Raw genomic sequence first — 13,237 nt, 5'->3', positions numbered from 1 at the left:
AAGAATGCCGGGGAGACGAAGAGATGGGGCGCAGGGAGTGGCGACCTTGGTGGCCCTCCACCAGCGAGTTCGGCCAAGTGCGCGAGGACGGACGGCTCGGCCCCGCGCCTCGGCGGTGTCAGTCGACCACTACCTTGCCCGGGACGGCTGCCGAATGTGCGGGCCCGAGACCGAAGTTGTCCTCGACCTCTGCCCTCTCGGCGGCGTCGGGGTACGGGTTCGTGCAGGAGACGCCCGCACTGGAACCTGACATGAGGCTGGTGCAGGGACCGGGCTTGCGGTCCGGCAGGCCCAGGATGTGGCCAAGCTCGTGCGCCGAGATCCGGACCGTGTCGTAGCCCTGGCTGACAGCCTGCCGACCGATGTAGACGGTTCCGTTACCGAGCGAGGTGGTCAAGGCCCGGGGCCAGCCATTGTCGGCCAGTATTCGGATGTTGGCGCGCTGCCCGGCTGCGGCCGGGCGCAGCTCGACGCTGTCCACACTCTCGTTCCAGACAGCGGCGCCTCGGTCCACAGCGGTCCTGAACTCCGCCGACGCACTGGCGTCGTACATGACGACGCGTTCCGCGAGGGCCGGCGCATCGGCGTCCGTTGGCGCGGCGTGTGCCTGACCCGCGGTGACGAGGCCCGCTGCGAAGGTGGCAGCGAGGATGGGGGCGAACGTACGTGCGTGCAAGGTCGTCCTCCTGTGGGGGAAGGTGGGCGTGCTCATGCCACGTTCTGGGGCTCCCTGCCCGTGCTCGGCAAACGCCAATCCCTCAATCGACACGCCCGGCGCTGAGTCGCCGCCTCCGCGGACACGTGCACTGTGGGGCTGTCGAGCTGGGGGAGATGGCGCCGATCGGACCGGCTCCTTCAGCGAGGAGTTGGCCACCGAGCGATGGGACGCAGAAGGTGGTGGAGTGCCGGGCCGCGCCGCCAGGGGCGGGTCGCTGAAGACGGTGTCCGCGCAGAAGGCTCCGTCCGCCACAGGTCCCAGGCCGCCGGCGATCGCGGATGTCATGCCCCGGGGTTTCGCGTACGACGGTGCCGCACGCCCTCAGCGGACTCGGCAAGGTCGACCCGCGGACGCGGGAGCGGATCAGACAGGTCGCCGCGCACCGCGCCGTGCTCCGCTCCACTGTTCCGTGCCGCGTCCGTGCCGCCCTGGAGGTGGGGTGCAACCGGCCGACGTTCTCTGGACGTTGGGCCCACTCCGCGCATCCGGGCAGGTTCAGCAACGCCGGAGATCGCCGCTGCTCGCCGGTACATGGGCTCTCCGCACCAGGACCAGCGCACCCCGAACGGCCATGCATCGTGTCGGCGGCGTTGCAGTCGCATTCCGGAGCCTAGGCTCGAGCCATGTTGTTCGAGCATCGCGGCAAGAGCCCCGAGGTTCCGGAGTCCGCCTACGTCGCCCCCTCTGCAGTTCTCTGTGGTGCGGTCGTCCTGGGGGAAAACACACGCGTTCTGCACGGTGCCGTGCTCACCGCCGAGGACGGTGACGTGCGCACGGGGACAAACGTGGTCGTCATGGAGAACGCCCTGATCCGCGGTCGCGGCCGGCACCCGGCAGTGCTGGGTGACGCAGTGCTGATCGGCCCCCACGCGCACATCAACGGGGCGACCGTCGAAGACGAGGTCTTCGTGGCGACCGGTGTGTCGATGTTCCCCGGTGCCGTGGCCGGGGCGGGCTCCGAACTGCGAATCAACAGCGTGCTGCACGTCAACTCACGGCTGCACCCCGGCACCCTCGTACCCATCGGCTGGGTCGCGGTCGGCGATCCGGCCGAGTTGTTCTCCCCCGACCGGCACGCCGAAATCTGGGAGATCCAACGTGCCCTCGACTTCGAGGGCACCGTCTACGGCGTCCCGGGCGACACCCCGATGCGCAGCATCATGGCCCGCCAGGCGGACTACTACGCGGCTCACGTGAATGACCGGCGCCTCGAGGACTAGGCAGTTTCCTTGGGATCACCGGGCGGACCCCAGCCTTGTCGGCCAGGACCGTCCATCGAGACGCCCCGCCAGTTGCCGTACCTCTCCGTCAGTGGCCCGCTGGGTCCCGCCTAGCGGGCGGGGACGGGGAAGAGCATGCAACTGCTCGTGGCGTGAGCGAGCAGGCGATCTGTGGTATCGAACAGTTCGGCTTGCGCCAGCGCGGTGCGGCGCCCTTGGTTGAGAACGGTGCCGACGGCGCGGACCTTGCCGGTGTCGACGGTGATCGGGCGCAGGAATTTCAGATTCAGGTCGAGCGAGGTGTAGCCCATGCCGGCCGGCAGGACGGACTGCACGGCGCAGCCGGCTGCGGAGTCGAGCAGGGTGGCGTAGACGCCGCCGTGGACACTGCCGATGGGGTTGTAGTGCTCCTCTCCCGGTTCCATCGTGAACACGGCGCGGCCTGACTCGACCTCGTCCAGAGTGAAGTTGAGGGTCGCGGCGATGGGCGGGGCGGGCAGGCGCCCGGCCAGCACGTCCCGGAGGAACTCCAGGCCGCTCGCCCGGCCGACCGCAGCCGCGGACACCTGGGGGTCCCCCCACTCGAACGTGCGTGACCTTGCCATAGGGCGTTCCCTCCCGGGCTGACTTCGATACCTGAAGCTAGTCAGTGGCACATCTGGCTGTCAATGTCGAAGCCAGCCTAGGATGAGCACATGACCTGGCTGGAGACCAGTACCGAAAACTGCACGGTGCAGCGCACCCTTGAACTCGTCGGCGAGAAGTGGTCGCTGCTGGTGCTGCGCGACGCCATGAATGGCGTGCGGCGCTTCGACGACTTCCGCCGCCACATGGGGCTGTCCGAGGCGGTGCTGGCGGATCGGCTGCGCAAGCTGGTCAACGCCGGGATCTTGGAGACCGTTCCGTATCGCGAGCCCGGCAGTCGTACCCGGCACGAGTATCGGCTCACCCCCAAGGGCTGGGACCTGTGGCCCGCGATGATCGCCCTCAAACAGTGGGGAGACCGCTACACCGCGGACCCCGAGGGCCCGCCCCTGGAAGTCGGCCACCGCGACTGCGGCGAATCTGTCGAGGCCGTGATCGTTTGCCGAGGAGGCCACGGCGCGCTCACTCCCCGGCAGGCGTTCACCCGCCCCGGAGCCTCAGCCCGCAGTGCGCGCTGACCCCACGGCCCGGCACGGTGGCAGGCAGCTCATACATACCTGAGCACAATGCTCACGGAGCCGTCAGCAGTTGCGGGGTGGACTCGGACTGGGCGGGCGGCCCGCGCCCTGGACGCACGGACCGGCAGAAATCTCTGGACACGCGCCGCCACCACGTCCGGCCCCGCGGACCACATCGCGACCAGCCCGGGCGCGGTGTACCTGTTCGACGCCCGCGAAGGGCACAGCACCGAGGAGTTCGTTCTTCGCGCCGTCACCCCGGCCTCCGGCGCGGGTCCACGTCCGGACGCCGATGGTGAAGGCGAACAAGGTGTGGATCTTCGACAGGCGCTGTGTGATCGCCCGCCACCCCAGGCTGCCCCGCCCAGCCCCGACCCGCCCCGCCCCGCCCCGCCGCGGCGCTCGCGCAGGCCCGTGCGCAGGAGTGTTCACCAAGACGTACGAGGCGTTCTGCTTGGCGGCCAAGGACAGGGCGGGGGAGCGGGAGGGTACTCGGATGCTGATCGACGTGCTGCTCTCGCACCGCCGGTGACGAGGCGGATGTCGACGGCGGGCACGACGAGCAGAAACACGACGAACAGAAAGGTGACACCGCCTATGGAGATGGGGCGGCCGGCGCCAAGGTGATCTCGCTGCGGGCGTGGGAGCTGCCGCCGGACGTGCGCACGGCGCTGCCGGACATGAGCAAGTACGACCGGCTGCTGCAGCCGGTGACGACGAAGGGCACGAGCGCATGACCTCCACCAAGACCGCCGAGCCCACCGAGGAGCGGGTATTGCCGGCGAGGATCCCGCTGTCAGGTGGTCCTGAGGACGTGCTGATCGGCATCGGTGCAGGGGTCGCCGAAGCCGGCCTGACCGTCCGCCACACCACGACCTCGGCCCTGATGAATGAGCTCGCCGAGGCGGACGCGGACGAACGCCTCTCCGGAATGGGCGCCAAGCCGCTGTCCCAGACCTTCACCGACCCCCGTCCGTGCGCGGCGATCGCCGACCGGCTCACCTTCAAAGGCGCGCCGATCCGGACCCGTACCGACTCCCACCGGCCGAAGGCCACCGAGAACGAGTACTGGACCACCAGGTGATCGTGATGGCGGGCGACAAGGGCAAGGGGGCAAGGCAGCCGAGCCGTCCTGACCTGCTGGCGCGTCTGGACGTCGAGCTGGGCCGGATCGACGAGCAGCTGCGCGCCCTGGCCACCGCCAAGGACCGGATTCAGAGCCTGTTGGACGCGGTGGTGGCCATCACCCGGGAGGTGGAGTTGCCCGGTGTGCTGCACCGCATCGTGACCACCGCCATGGACCTGGTCGGCGCCCGCTACGGGGCACTGGGAGTTCTCGACGAGTCCGGCGAGTATTTGAAGCAGTTCGTCGCCGCCGGTCTCTCCGAGCAGGAACGCGCGGCCCTGGCCGAGGTGGGGTTTCCTCGCGGCCTGGGCGTGCTCGGACACCTGATCCGCCACCCCGAACCTCTGCGGGCCGACGACATCCCCTCCCACCCGGCCTCCGCCGGGTTCCCGCCCGGCCACCCACGCCTGCGCACGCTGCTCGGCGTCGCCGTCAGCGTCCGCGGCGAGATCTACGGCGACCTCTACCTCTCCGAGCGACGCGACGGACGACCCTTCGACCTCCACGACGAGAACATCGTCGTCGCCCTCGCCAGTGCCGCCGGCATCGCGATCGAAAACGTCCGCCTCCTCGAACAGGTTCGTGCCGGATCCGAACAGTTCCAGCGGCGTTTGCTGCCGACGCTGCCCGACATGCGGCCCTTCGGCGCCGCCGCCATCTACCAGCCCGCCGCCGAACCCCACCATTTGGGCGGCGACTGGTACGACGCCATCCTGCTGCCCGACGGCGCGGTGGCGGTCGTCATCGGCGACGTGGTCGGCCACGACCTTCACGCCGCCGCCGCCATGGATGCCGCTGCGCGTCCCAAATCACCGTCGGCGCCACGAGTTGCCCGCCTGCGGTGCGCCCACCGTCCGACAGCCTCTCATGTGACGTACCTCACAGGCCCATATCCGTTGGCCTCAGGTCATGGGGCCGCAGCCCTGCCCGGCGCAGCAGGACGAGGATGGGCATGAACGACCAGGACAGGCCGACGCAGCCGCGCGTGGGTGTAGTGGGGCTCGGGGCCATGGGGCTCGGCATGGCGGGCAGCCTGCGCGGAGCGGGCTACGACGTGGGGGTTCACGATCTGCGTCCGGAGGTGGCCGCGGACTTCGCCCGTGACGGTGGGACGGCGTTCGCCTCGCCCGGCGAGCTGGCGGCCACAGTGGATGTGCTGGTCGGGGTGGTGGTCAACGCGGACCAGGTCGAGGCGGTGCTGTACGGCGCCGACGGTGTGGCGGAGCGGCTGCGTCCCGGAGCCGTCTTCGTGATGTGCTCCACCGTCGATCCCGGCTGGTCCGCCGAGCTCGAAGGGCGCCTGGCCGAGCACGGCGTGCTGTACCTGGACGCGCCCATCTCCGGCGGCGCCGCGCGGGCCGCGACCGGCGAGCTGACCATGATGACATCGGGCTCCGCCGCGGCGTACGCGGTCGCCGACCCGGTGCTCGAGGCGATGAGCAGTACCGTCTACCGTCTCGGCGAGCAGGCAGGACTCGGCTCCAAGGTCAAGATCGTGAACCAGCTGCTCGCGGGCGTGCACATCGCCGCCGCGGCCGAGGCGATGGCTCTGGGCATCAAGGCCGGCGTTCCGGCGGAGGCGCTCTACGAGGTCATCACGCACAGCGCCGGCAACTCCTGGATGTTCGAGAACCGCATGGCGCATGTGCTCGCCGGTGACTACACCCCGCTGTCCGCGGTGGACATCTTCGTCAAGGACCTGGGCCTGGTGCTCGACGCCGCTCGGCCGGAGCGCTTCCCGCTGCCCCTCGCCGCCACCGCGCACCAGATGTTCCTCCAGGCGTCGGCCTCGGGCCTGGGGGCGCAGGACGACAGCGCGGTCATCAAGATCTTCCCGGGCGTCGACCTGCCCGAGCCGGTGGAGGGCTGACATGGGAATCCGACTCGGCTGTATCGCCGACGACTTCACCGGCGCCACCGACCTCGCCAACAACCTGGTGCGCGCGGGCATGCGTGTGGTCCAGCTGATCGACGTACCGTCGGCCGGTCCCGAGGAGGCGGTGGACGCGGACGCCGTGGTCATCGCACTCAAGTCGCGGACCGTCCCTGCCGCCGACGCGGTGGACGCCTCGCTTCGGGCGCTTCAGTGGCTGCGGTCGGCGGGGGCCGAGCAGATCTACTTCAAGTACTGCTCCACCTTCGACTCCACGCCCGCCGGCAACATCGGACCGGTCACCGAAGCCCTGATGGACGCGCTGGGCACCGACTTCACCATCGCGACACCCGCGCTCCCCGACAACGGGCGCACGGTGTTCAAGGGGCATCTCTTCGTCGGCGACGTACTGCTCAGCGAGAGCGGCATGCGCCATCATCCGCTCACGCCGATGACCGACTCCAATCTGGTCTCCGTGCTCGCGGCGCAGACCACGCGGGCGGTCGGGCTCATCGATCACACCGTGGTCGCCGAAGGCGCCGAAGCGATCCGGGGCCGTTCCGACGCCCTGCGCCAGGAGGATGTCGCGGTCGCCGTCGTCGACGCCGTGTCCAACGACGACCTCGTGCGGCTGGGCGCGGCGGTCCGGGGGATGCCCCTGGTGACCGCGGGTTCGGGCCTGGCGATCGGCCTGCCCGCGAACTGGGGGTTCAAGCCGTCCCGTGCCGCGGCGCAGCTTCCGCCGGCCGGCGGTCACGCGGCCGTCGTATCGGGATCGGTGTCCGCTGCCACCAACCGGCAGGTGCTCGAATTCCTGCGCAGCGGACGGCCCGCCTTCAGCCTGGATCCCCTGCGGATCGCGGCAGGCGAGGACGTGGCCGGCCAAGCCCTCGCCTTCGCCGAGGCCCACCTGGCCGACGGGCCGGTCCTCGTCTACTCCACCGAGGAACCGGAGGCCGTACGTACCGTCCAGGGACGGCTCGGGGCCGCTCAGGCCGGTGAGCTTGTCGAGCGGACCCTGGCCCGCGTCGCGACGGGCCTCGTGGAACGCGGTGTACGTCGCCTCGCCGTCGCAGGTGGCGAGACCTCGGGGGCGGTCGTGCGGGCGCTCGGCCTGACCGGGCTGCGGATCGGACCCCAGATCGACCCCGGCGTGCCCTGGTGCGCGGCGCCCCTTCCCGACGGCAGCACGCTCCACATCACGCTCAAGTCCGGCAACTTCGGGAGCCCCGACTTCTTCACCTCCTCGTTCGCCCTCCTGGACGAGGAGACCCGATGACCGACCGCCCGGACGCCACCGCCGTCGAGCACGCCCGCCACGAGATCGTCCGCATGGGCACCAGCCTGTTCGCCCGGGGCTACGTCCACGCCAGCGCCGGCAACATCAGCGCCAAGGTCGGCGACAGCCACCTGATCACGCCCACGGACGCCGCTCTCGGCTTCCTCGAACCCGATCGCCTCGCCCTGGTCGACGCGCGGGGCGAGCAGACAGCCGGCGACCGCGCCAGCAAGACCCTGACGCTCCACCGGCGGATCTACGCGGCCGACCCCACGGCCCGGTACGTCGTCCACACCCACTCCACGCACCTGGTGGCACTCACGCTCGCCGGAGTGTGGAGCCCGGACGACGTACTCCCGCCCATCACGCCGTACTACGTGATGAAGGTCGGGCACGTCCCGCTCATCCCCTACCACCGGCCCGGCGACCCGCGCGTGGCCGACCTGGTGACCGACCGGATCGCCGACCGCGCCGCCGACGGCACGCCGATCAGGGCTGTGCTGCTCGACCGACTGGGCCCCGTCGTCTGGGGCCCCGACGCGTCCACCGCCCTCGCCGTCCTCGAAGAACTCGAGGAGACGGCTCGCCTGTGGCTCCTGACCGACCGTCGCCCCGAGCTGCTCCCCGCCCACGCCGTCGACGAACTGAGGTCCGTGTTCGGCGCCGCGTGGTGACCCGCTTCACCCCTGTCTCCGCCCCTGTCGGAGAATCCCCTGAGCCGCACGAAGGATTCCGCTCATGTCCCTGCCCACCACGGCGGCCGGCGTCCCCGATCTCGCTCAAGAGAACGCCGTCTTCCGCAAGGTCGTCCGCCGCATCGTCCCCTTTCTCATCCTCTGCTACGTCGTCTCGTACCTGGACCGGGTCAACGTCGGCTTCGCCAAGCTGCAGATGTCCGACGACCTCGGGTTCAGCGAGGCGGCGTACGGTCTGGGTGCCGGCCTGTTCTTCATCGGCTACTTCTTCTTCGAGGTCCCGTCGAACCTGATGCTCCAGCGAGTCGGGGCCCGCAGGTGGATCGCCCGGATCATGATCAGCTGGGGCCTGGTCTCGGCGTCGTTCATGTTCGTCACCAACGAGGCCACCTTCTACGTAATGCGTTTCCTGCTCGGCGCCGCGGAGGCGGGCTTCTACCCCGGTGTGATCCTGTACTGCACCTACTGGTTCCCCTCGCAGCGCCGGGCCCGGGTGATCGCGATGTTCATGTCGGCCATCCCGGTGGCCGGGATCTTCGGCAACCCGCTCTCCGGCTGGATCATGGACCGCTTCCAGGGTGTGAACGGCTGGCAGGGCTGGCAGTGGATGTTCCTGCTCGAGGCGATCCCCGCGGTCCTCATCGGCGTGGCCACGCTGTTCTACCTCGACGACGGTGTGCGCAGCGCGAAGTGGCTCAGCGACGAGGAGAAGGCCGTCGTCGAGCGGGCGATCGCCGAGGACTCCGCGCACCAGACGGTGCACGGCAGGGTCTGGGACGCGTTCCGCGAGCCCAAGGTGTGGCTGATGTGCCTCATCTACTTCTGCTTCGTGATGGGCCAGTACGCGCTGACCTTCTGGATGCCCACGTTCGTCGAGTCCACCGGCATTGAGGGGCCGCTCGCGATCGGCGTGCTCAGCGCGGTGCCGTATCTGGCCGCCCTGGTGGCGATGAACCTGTTCGGCCGCTCGGCGGACAGGCGCCGCGAACGCCGCTGGCACCTGGTCGTACCGTCTCTCATGGGCGCCGTCGGATTCTCGCTGGCCGCCGGCTGGTCCGGCTCGACCGCACTGTCGCTCCTGGCCCTGTCCTGCGCCGCCGCCGGGGTGCTGACCTGCGCGCCGCTGTTCTGGTCACTCCCGACCGCGTTCCTGGGCGGCACGGCTGCCGCGGTCGGCCTCGCCGCGATCAACTCGGTGGGCAACCTCGCGGGCTTCGTCAGCCCGTACATGATCGGCGCGCTGAAGGATTCGACCGGCTCGACGTCACTGCCGATGTACGTCCTCGCCCTCAGCCTCGTCCTCGGTGCCGCCGCCGTGCTCACCACCGACAAGCAGACCGTCAACCGCTGACGGACCCCCTGAGGGTCCTCACTGAGGAGAGCCGACATGCCGAGGTTCGCCGCGAACCTGTCCATGATGTACACCGAACACGACTTCCTCGACCGCTTCGCCGCGGCCTCGGCGGACGGCTTCGAGGCCGTCGAGTACCTCTTCCCCTACGCCTTCGACGCCGCCGAGTTGCGCCGTCGGCTCGACGATCACGGCCTGCGGCAGGTGCTGTTCAACGCGCCTCCCGGAGACTGGGACTACGGAGAGCGCGGCATGGCGGCACTGCCCGGACGTGAGGCGGAGCTGCGCTCCGGGATCGACCGGGCGCTGGAGTACGCCGCCGCGCTGGGCTGCCTCCGGCTGCATGTGATGGCCGGGCTCGTACGGCCGGACGCGACCGCGGGGGAGCGGGCCAAGCACCGGGACACCTACCAGGCCAACCTCGCCTGGGCGGCGGCACGGGCGGCCGAGGCCGGCATCGACATCCTGATCGAACCGATCAACGGCCGCGACATGCCCGGATACTTCCTGACCACGCAGGGCGAGGCGCACAGCGTGGTCCAGGAGGTGGGGGCCCCGAATCTGAAGGTGCAGCTCGACCTCTACCACTGTCAGATCGTCGAGGGCGACCTCACCACGACGCTGCGCCGTGACGTGCCGACCGGCCGGGTGGGTCATCTGCAGATCGCCGGCGTGCCCGACCGCCACGAACCCGACCGCGGGGAACTCGACATCCACCACCTGTTCGACGTCGTCGACGAGCTGGGCTTCGACGGGTGGATCGGTTGCGAGTACATCCCCGAGGCCGGCACGAGCGAGGGGCTCGGCTGGCTGAACGACTACCGAAGCAACCGAAGGGACCAGGTATGAGGATCGTCATCACGGGCGGCTTCGGCTTTCTGGGGCGGCAGCTTGCCGCCGCACTGCTGGAGGCCCGGACATTCCGGGGCGCGCCGATCGACCGCCTCGTGCTCGCCGACCGCTTCGTCCCCGCCCAGTCGCCGGAGGCGGACGATCCCCTCGTGGACGTCGTACCGGGCGACCTCAACGACAGTCTCGACGACGTGTTCGCCAAGCCGGTGGATGTACTGATCCACCTCGCCTCCGCAGTCTCGGCCGAGTGCGAGGCCGACTTCGACCTCGGCATGAGCGCCAATCTGGACACCACCCGGGCTCTGCTCGAAGCCGCCCGGACGCAGTCGGCCGCGGGCGGGCCTGTGGTGCGGGTGGTGTTCTCCAGCAGCGTCGCGGTCTACGGTTCCGACCCGATGCTGCCGCTGCCGCAGGTCGTCAGCGAGTCGACCCTGCCCACACCACGGTCGAGCTACGGCACCCAGAAACTCGTCTGCGAGCAGCTCATCGCCGACTACACCCGCCGCGGTTTCGTCGACGGACGTGTCGCCCGTCTGATGACCGTGGCGGTGCGCCCGGGCAAGCCGAACGCCGCCGCCTCCGGCTTTCTGTCCGGCATCATCCGCGAGCCCCTCTCCGGCCTCCCGGCCACCTGCCCGGTCGACCCCGACCTGCGGGTGGCCCTGGCCTCGCCGCGGCGCACGGTGGAGGGCATCCTCCGCGTCGCCGAGGTGGCACGCGGAGCCGGGCCGGGTCGGCTGGACGGTGGCATCCCGGTCAACCTCCCCGCGCTGACCGTCTCGGTCGCCGAGATGCTGGCCACGCTGCGGCGGGTGGCCGGCGACGCCGTGGCCGACCTCGTGACGGTCAGGCCCGATCCCGGAGTCGAGGCGATCGTCGGCTCGTGGCCCGCGGTCTTCGACAACGCGCGCGCCGCGGCGCTGGGGCTGGAGCCCGACCCGAGCTTCGCATCGGTACTGCGGCAGTACATCGAGGACCACGCCCAAGCGGTCGTCATGGACGTCGCGGCTCGCTCGGCCCGGTCGGAACGGTCCGTGCCGATAGACTGAAAACCATGTTTTCCAAGGTGAGCGGACCCGTGCGGCTCGCGGACCAGGTCGCCGCGGTGCTCGCGGACGAGATCGAGTCCGGGCGGCTGGCCGTGGGCGACAAGCTGCCGACCGAGGTGGAACTGGTCAAGCAGCTCGGCGTCAGCCGTACGGTCGTACGCGAGGCCGTCTCGCGGCTGCGCAACGCGGGCCTGGTCGAACCGCGGCAGGGCCGCGGCGTGTTCGTTCTGCCCCGCCGCACCAGGCCGCTCGACCTGGAGGCCGAGGCCGCCGACACCAAGGCCAAGGTGCTGCAGATCGTCGAGGTGCGTCGCCCTATCGAGGGCGAGGCGGCGTACCTCGCGGCCACCCGTGCCACCCCGGACGACCTGGCCCGGATGCGTCGGGCCCTCGACGCGATCGACGCGGCCGTGGCGGTCGGCGGTGACGGCGTGGACGAGGACCTCGCCTTCCACCAGTCCATAGCCGAGTCGACGGGCAACGCCGTGATGGTCTCGACCGTCCGTTACCTGGGTGAGGTGCTGCGCGGCGGCATCCGTGTGACCCGCGCGAACGAGGCGCGGCGGGAGGACTTCATCGAAGCGGTCCGCCAGGAACACCACGCCATCTTCGCCGCCGTCGAGGCGCGCGACGCCGAGGCGGCCCGCGCCGCCGCACGACTCCATCTGAAGCACGCCGCGTTGCGGCTCCAGGACGCCGACGACATGTTCTGGAGCGACAGCCCCGACCTCGACGTGGACCTCGACACGGCACCCTGACCGTACGGCACGCCCTGGGGCGGGCGTGCGTCCACGGCCTTGCAGCTCGGTGCCGTCGACCGTGACGTCGTGCGGGACGCCGACGAAGCCGTGCTGCCGCCCGGGCGCCGGTCTCGGGAGCCCCGCGCCGTAGCCCCTTCGAGACGCAAGCGCAACGCTTGGTCACGCAGATTCAGGACCTCGGCTGGGGCGCGGCCGCGGGGGCGGTCGACTACCGGCCTTCGACCGCGAGGGGCCTACAAGCAGCGCAACACGTCGAACGACACCCTCTAGGCGTCCCGGCGTCGGTCCTGGATCTCAGGGAGTTGCTGGAAGCCGGCTGCCTTGTAGGTAGCTACGGCGCCGGCATTGGAGCTCGGGGTGCAGACGATCGCGCTCGACGATCCCAGCTCCCGGAGTGCGGCCGCCGCAGCGACGGTGATCGCTTTGCCGTAGCCGTGACCGCGATGTTCCCGGCGCACGCCCATCGGCTCGAGCAGCCCGGGCTTCCCCGGACCGGCAGACCACACTGTCACCGCCGCCACGGCGTTGCCCCGGTCGTCATACGCCACCAGACACCGGGCGTCGGCGTACGGCAATCCGGCCGCCATCGCCTGCCAGCGCTCGTCCGTGAACGTCGACCCGTCGAACGATGCCCGGTGTACGGCGGTCCGCACGTGCGCCTGCTCCGGACCGATCACCTTGATCCGCACGCCTGGGTCCTTCACCGGCTCCGTGAGGTCGCGGCGCAGCGGCGTCCACGGCTCGTCGGTGTCCCAGCCGTTGTCGAACAGCAGATCTTGGACCAGTGCGCCCATTGGCGCATCGACGTACACCTTCCCCTCCATCAGTACGCCGCGATCCGGCTCGGTCACGTCCTCAACCAGCTGCTGCGCCAGCTCTTCGTCCCGCTGGGCGTCCGGCGCGATCTTCAGCCGCAACAGCTGGGGACCGTCCAGCAGCCCGACGGCGAGAATTTGTCCTTCCCGGCTCCATGTCCGGACCGCCGCGGCCGTCGCCTCTGCACCGAACCGCCAGAACCAGCCGAGGTCCCCCGGATGCAGCTGCATCGGCGCCCCGTCGTACTGCCACTCCCGCAGTACGCCTACAGCCTCGTGCAACCCGTCGACTCCCGGCTTGCCCAACACAATTGGCATACCCCCGATCACACACC

The 13,237-nt window shown here is 70.3% G+C and carries 13 protein-coding genes and 1 pseudogene; 11 read left to right on the top strand and 3 right to left on the bottom strand.

Features of this window, described 5'->3' with window-relative positions; genetic code table 11:
- Nucleotides 1-118: 118 nt before the first annotated feature.
- Nucleotides 119-676, bottom strand: a complete 558-nt coding sequence (locus SSP24_RS28245; RefSeq protein WP_373306795.1) for a snapalysin family zinc-dependent metalloprotease — start codon at nucleotides 674-676, stop codon at nucleotides 119-121.
- Nucleotides 677-1,341: 665 nt separating this feature from the next.
- On the opposite strand from SSP24_RS28245, the gene SSP24_RS28235 reads away from it, so the two are divergent.
- The gene (locus tag SSP24_RS28235) at nucleotides 1,342-1,938 is read left to right on the top strand and encodes a gamma carbonic anhydrase family protein (protein WP_141312530.1); all 597 of its coding nucleotides are present in this window, start codon (nucleotides 1,342-1,344) and stop codon (nucleotides 1,936-1,938) included.
- A 110-nt stretch (nucleotides 1,939-2,048) separates the two neighbouring features.
- Here SSP24_RS28235 and SSP24_RS28230 read toward each other — a convergent pair whose 3' ends face one another.
- Nucleotides 2,049-2,543, bottom strand: a complete 495-nt coding sequence (locus SSP24_RS28230; RefSeq protein ID WP_141312529.1) for a PaaI family thioesterase — start codon at nucleotides 2,541-2,543, stop codon at nucleotides 2,049-2,051.
- 90 nt (nucleotides 2,544-2,633) lie between these two features.
- Here SSP24_RS28230 and SSP24_RS28225 point away from each other — a divergent pair, with 90 nt between their 5' ends.
- The 10 genes and pseudogenes from SSP24_RS28225 to SSP24_RS28180 all read left to right on the top strand — a co-directional run bounded on the left by SSP24_RS28225 (nucleotide 2,634) and on the right by SSP24_RS28180 (nucleotide 12,084).
- The gene (locus SSP24_RS28225) at nucleotides 2,634-3,101 is read left to right on the top strand and encodes a winged helix-turn-helix transcriptional regulator (protein WP_141312528.1); all 468 of its coding nucleotides are present in this window, start codon (nucleotides 2,634-2,636) and stop codon (nucleotides 3,099-3,101) included.
- 733 nt (nucleotides 3,102-3,834) lie between these two features.
- Nucleotides 3,835-4,185, top strand: coding sequence for an ATP-binding protein (locus SSP24_RS45150; RefSeq protein WP_141312527.1), 351 nt, complete (start codon nucleotides 3,835-3,837; stop codon nucleotides 4,183-4,185).
- Between the two features lie 5 nt (nucleotides 4,186-4,190).
- A pseudogene (locus SSP24_RS28215) lies at nucleotides 4,191-5,015 on the top strand (GAF domain-containing protein); the annotation flags it as partial.
- A 164-nt stretch (nucleotides 5,016-5,179) separates the two neighbouring features.
- On the top strand, nucleotides 5,180-6,097 hold the full coding sequence (ltnD, locus tag SSP24_RS28210) for an L-threonate dehydrogenase (protein ID WP_141312526.1): 918 nt from the start codon (nucleotides 5,180-5,182) through the stop codon (nucleotides 6,095-6,097).
- A gap of 1 nt (nucleotide 6,098) precedes the next feature.
- A complete protein-coding gene (gene otnK, locus SSP24_RS28205) occupies nucleotides 6,099-7,379 on the top strand; it encodes a 3-oxo-tetronate kinase (RefSeq protein WP_141312525.1) in 1,281 nt (426 codons plus the stop codon).
- On the top strand, nucleotides 7,376-8,053 hold the full coding sequence (locus tag SSP24_RS28200; RefSeq protein ID WP_141312524.1) for a class II aldolase/adducin family protein: 678 nt from the start codon (nucleotides 7,376-7,378) through the stop codon (nucleotides 8,051-8,053). Before otnK ends, SSP24_RS28200 begins: the two co-directional genes overlap by 4 nt.
- A 64-nt stretch (nucleotides 8,054-8,117) precedes the next feature.
- Nucleotides 8,118-9,425: an MFS transporter gene (locus tag SSP24_RS28195; RefSeq protein ID WP_141312523.1), complete on the top strand. Its 1,308-nt coding sequence runs from the start codon at nucleotides 8,118-8,120 to the stop codon at nucleotides 9,423-9,425.
- 36 nt (nucleotides 9,426-9,461) lie between these two features.
- Nucleotides 9,462-10,274 carry a 2-oxo-tetronate isomerase gene (gene otnI / locus SSP24_RS28190; RefSeq protein WP_141312522.1) on the top strand — a complete coding sequence of 271 codons (813 nt, stop codon included), beginning with the start codon at nucleotides 9,462-9,464 and terminating at the stop codon, nucleotides 10,272-10,274.
- Nucleotides 10,271-11,326 carry a D-erythronate dehydrogenase gene (denD, locus tag SSP24_RS28185; protein ID WP_141312521.1) on the top strand — a complete coding sequence of 352 codons (1,056 nt, stop codon included), beginning with the start codon at nucleotides 10,271-10,273 and terminating at the stop codon, nucleotides 11,324-11,326. Before otnI ends, denD begins: the two co-directional genes overlap by 4 nt.
- A gap of 5 nt (nucleotides 11,327-11,331) precedes the next feature.
- Nucleotides 11,332-12,084 carry a FadR/GntR family transcriptional regulator gene (locus SSP24_RS28180; RefSeq protein WP_141312520.1) on the top strand — a complete coding sequence of 251 codons (753 nt, stop codon included), beginning with the start codon at nucleotides 11,332-11,334 and terminating at the stop codon, nucleotides 12,082-12,084.
- Between the two features lie 269 nt (nucleotides 12,085-12,353).
- On the opposite strand, the gene SSP24_RS28175 is transcribed toward SSP24_RS28180, so the two are convergent.
- A complete protein-coding gene (locus SSP24_RS28175) occupies nucleotides 12,354-13,220 on the bottom strand; it encodes a GNAT family N-acetyltransferase (protein WP_141312519.1) in 867 nt (288 codons plus the stop codon).
- Nucleotides 13,221-13,237: the final 17 nt, after the last annotated feature.

The organism is Streptomyces spinoverrucosus (assembly GCF_006539505.1).
GTDB lineage: Bacteria > Actinomycetota > Actinomycetes > Streptomycetales > Streptomycetaceae > Streptomyces > Streptomyces spinoverrucosus.
This window is presented reverse-complemented; position numbering and strand designations above follow the sequence as displayed.

Excerpts from the sequence above, each read along its gene's own strand:
- SSP24_RS28235 (WP_141312530.1), top strand. The coding sequence starts at position 1,342 with ATGTTGTTCGAGCATCGCGGCAAGAGCCCCGAGGTTCCGGAGTCCGCC.
- SSP24_RS28230 (WP_141312529.1), bottom strand. The coding sequence starts at position 2,543 with ATGGCAAGGTCACGCACGTTCGAGTGGGGGGACCCCCAGGTGTCCGCG.
- SSP24_RS28225 (WP_141312528.1), top strand. The coding sequence starts at position 2,634 with ATGACCTGGCTGGAGACCAGTACCGAAAACTGCACGGTGCAGCGCACC.
- SSP24_RS45150 (WP_141312527.1), top strand. The coding sequence starts at position 3,835 with ATGACCTCCACCAAGACCGCCGAGCCCACCGAGGAGCGGGTATTGCCG.
- ltnD (WP_141312526.1), top strand. The coding sequence starts at position 5,180 with ATGAACGACCAGGACAGGCCGACGCAGCCGCGCGTGGGTGTAGTGGGG.
- otnK (WP_141312525.1), top strand. The coding sequence starts at position 6,099 with ATGGGAATCCGACTCGGCTGTATCGCCGACGACTTCACCGGCGCCACC.
- SSP24_RS28200 (WP_141312524.1), top strand. The coding sequence starts at position 7,376 with ATGACCGACCGCCCGGACGCCACCGCCGTCGAGCACGCCCGCCACGAG.
- SSP24_RS28195 (WP_141312523.1), top strand. The coding sequence starts at position 8,118 with ATGTCCCTGCCCACCACGGCGGCCGGCGTCCCCGATCTCGCTCAAGAG.
- otnI (WP_141312522.1), top strand. The coding sequence starts at position 9,462 with ATGCCGAGGTTCGCCGCGAACCTGTCCATGATGTACACCGAACACGAC.
- denD (WP_141312521.1), top strand. The coding sequence starts at position 10,271 with ATGAGGATCGTCATCACGGGCGGCTTCGGCTTTCTGGGGCGGCAGCTT.
- SSP24_RS28180 (WP_141312520.1), top strand. The coding sequence starts at position 11,332 with ATGTTTTCCAAGGTGAGCGGACCCGTGCGGCTCGCGGACCAGGTCGCC.
- SSP24_RS28175 (WP_141312519.1), bottom strand. The coding sequence starts at position 13,220 with ATGCCAATTGTGTTGGGCAAGCCGGGAGTCGACGGGTTGCACGAGGCT.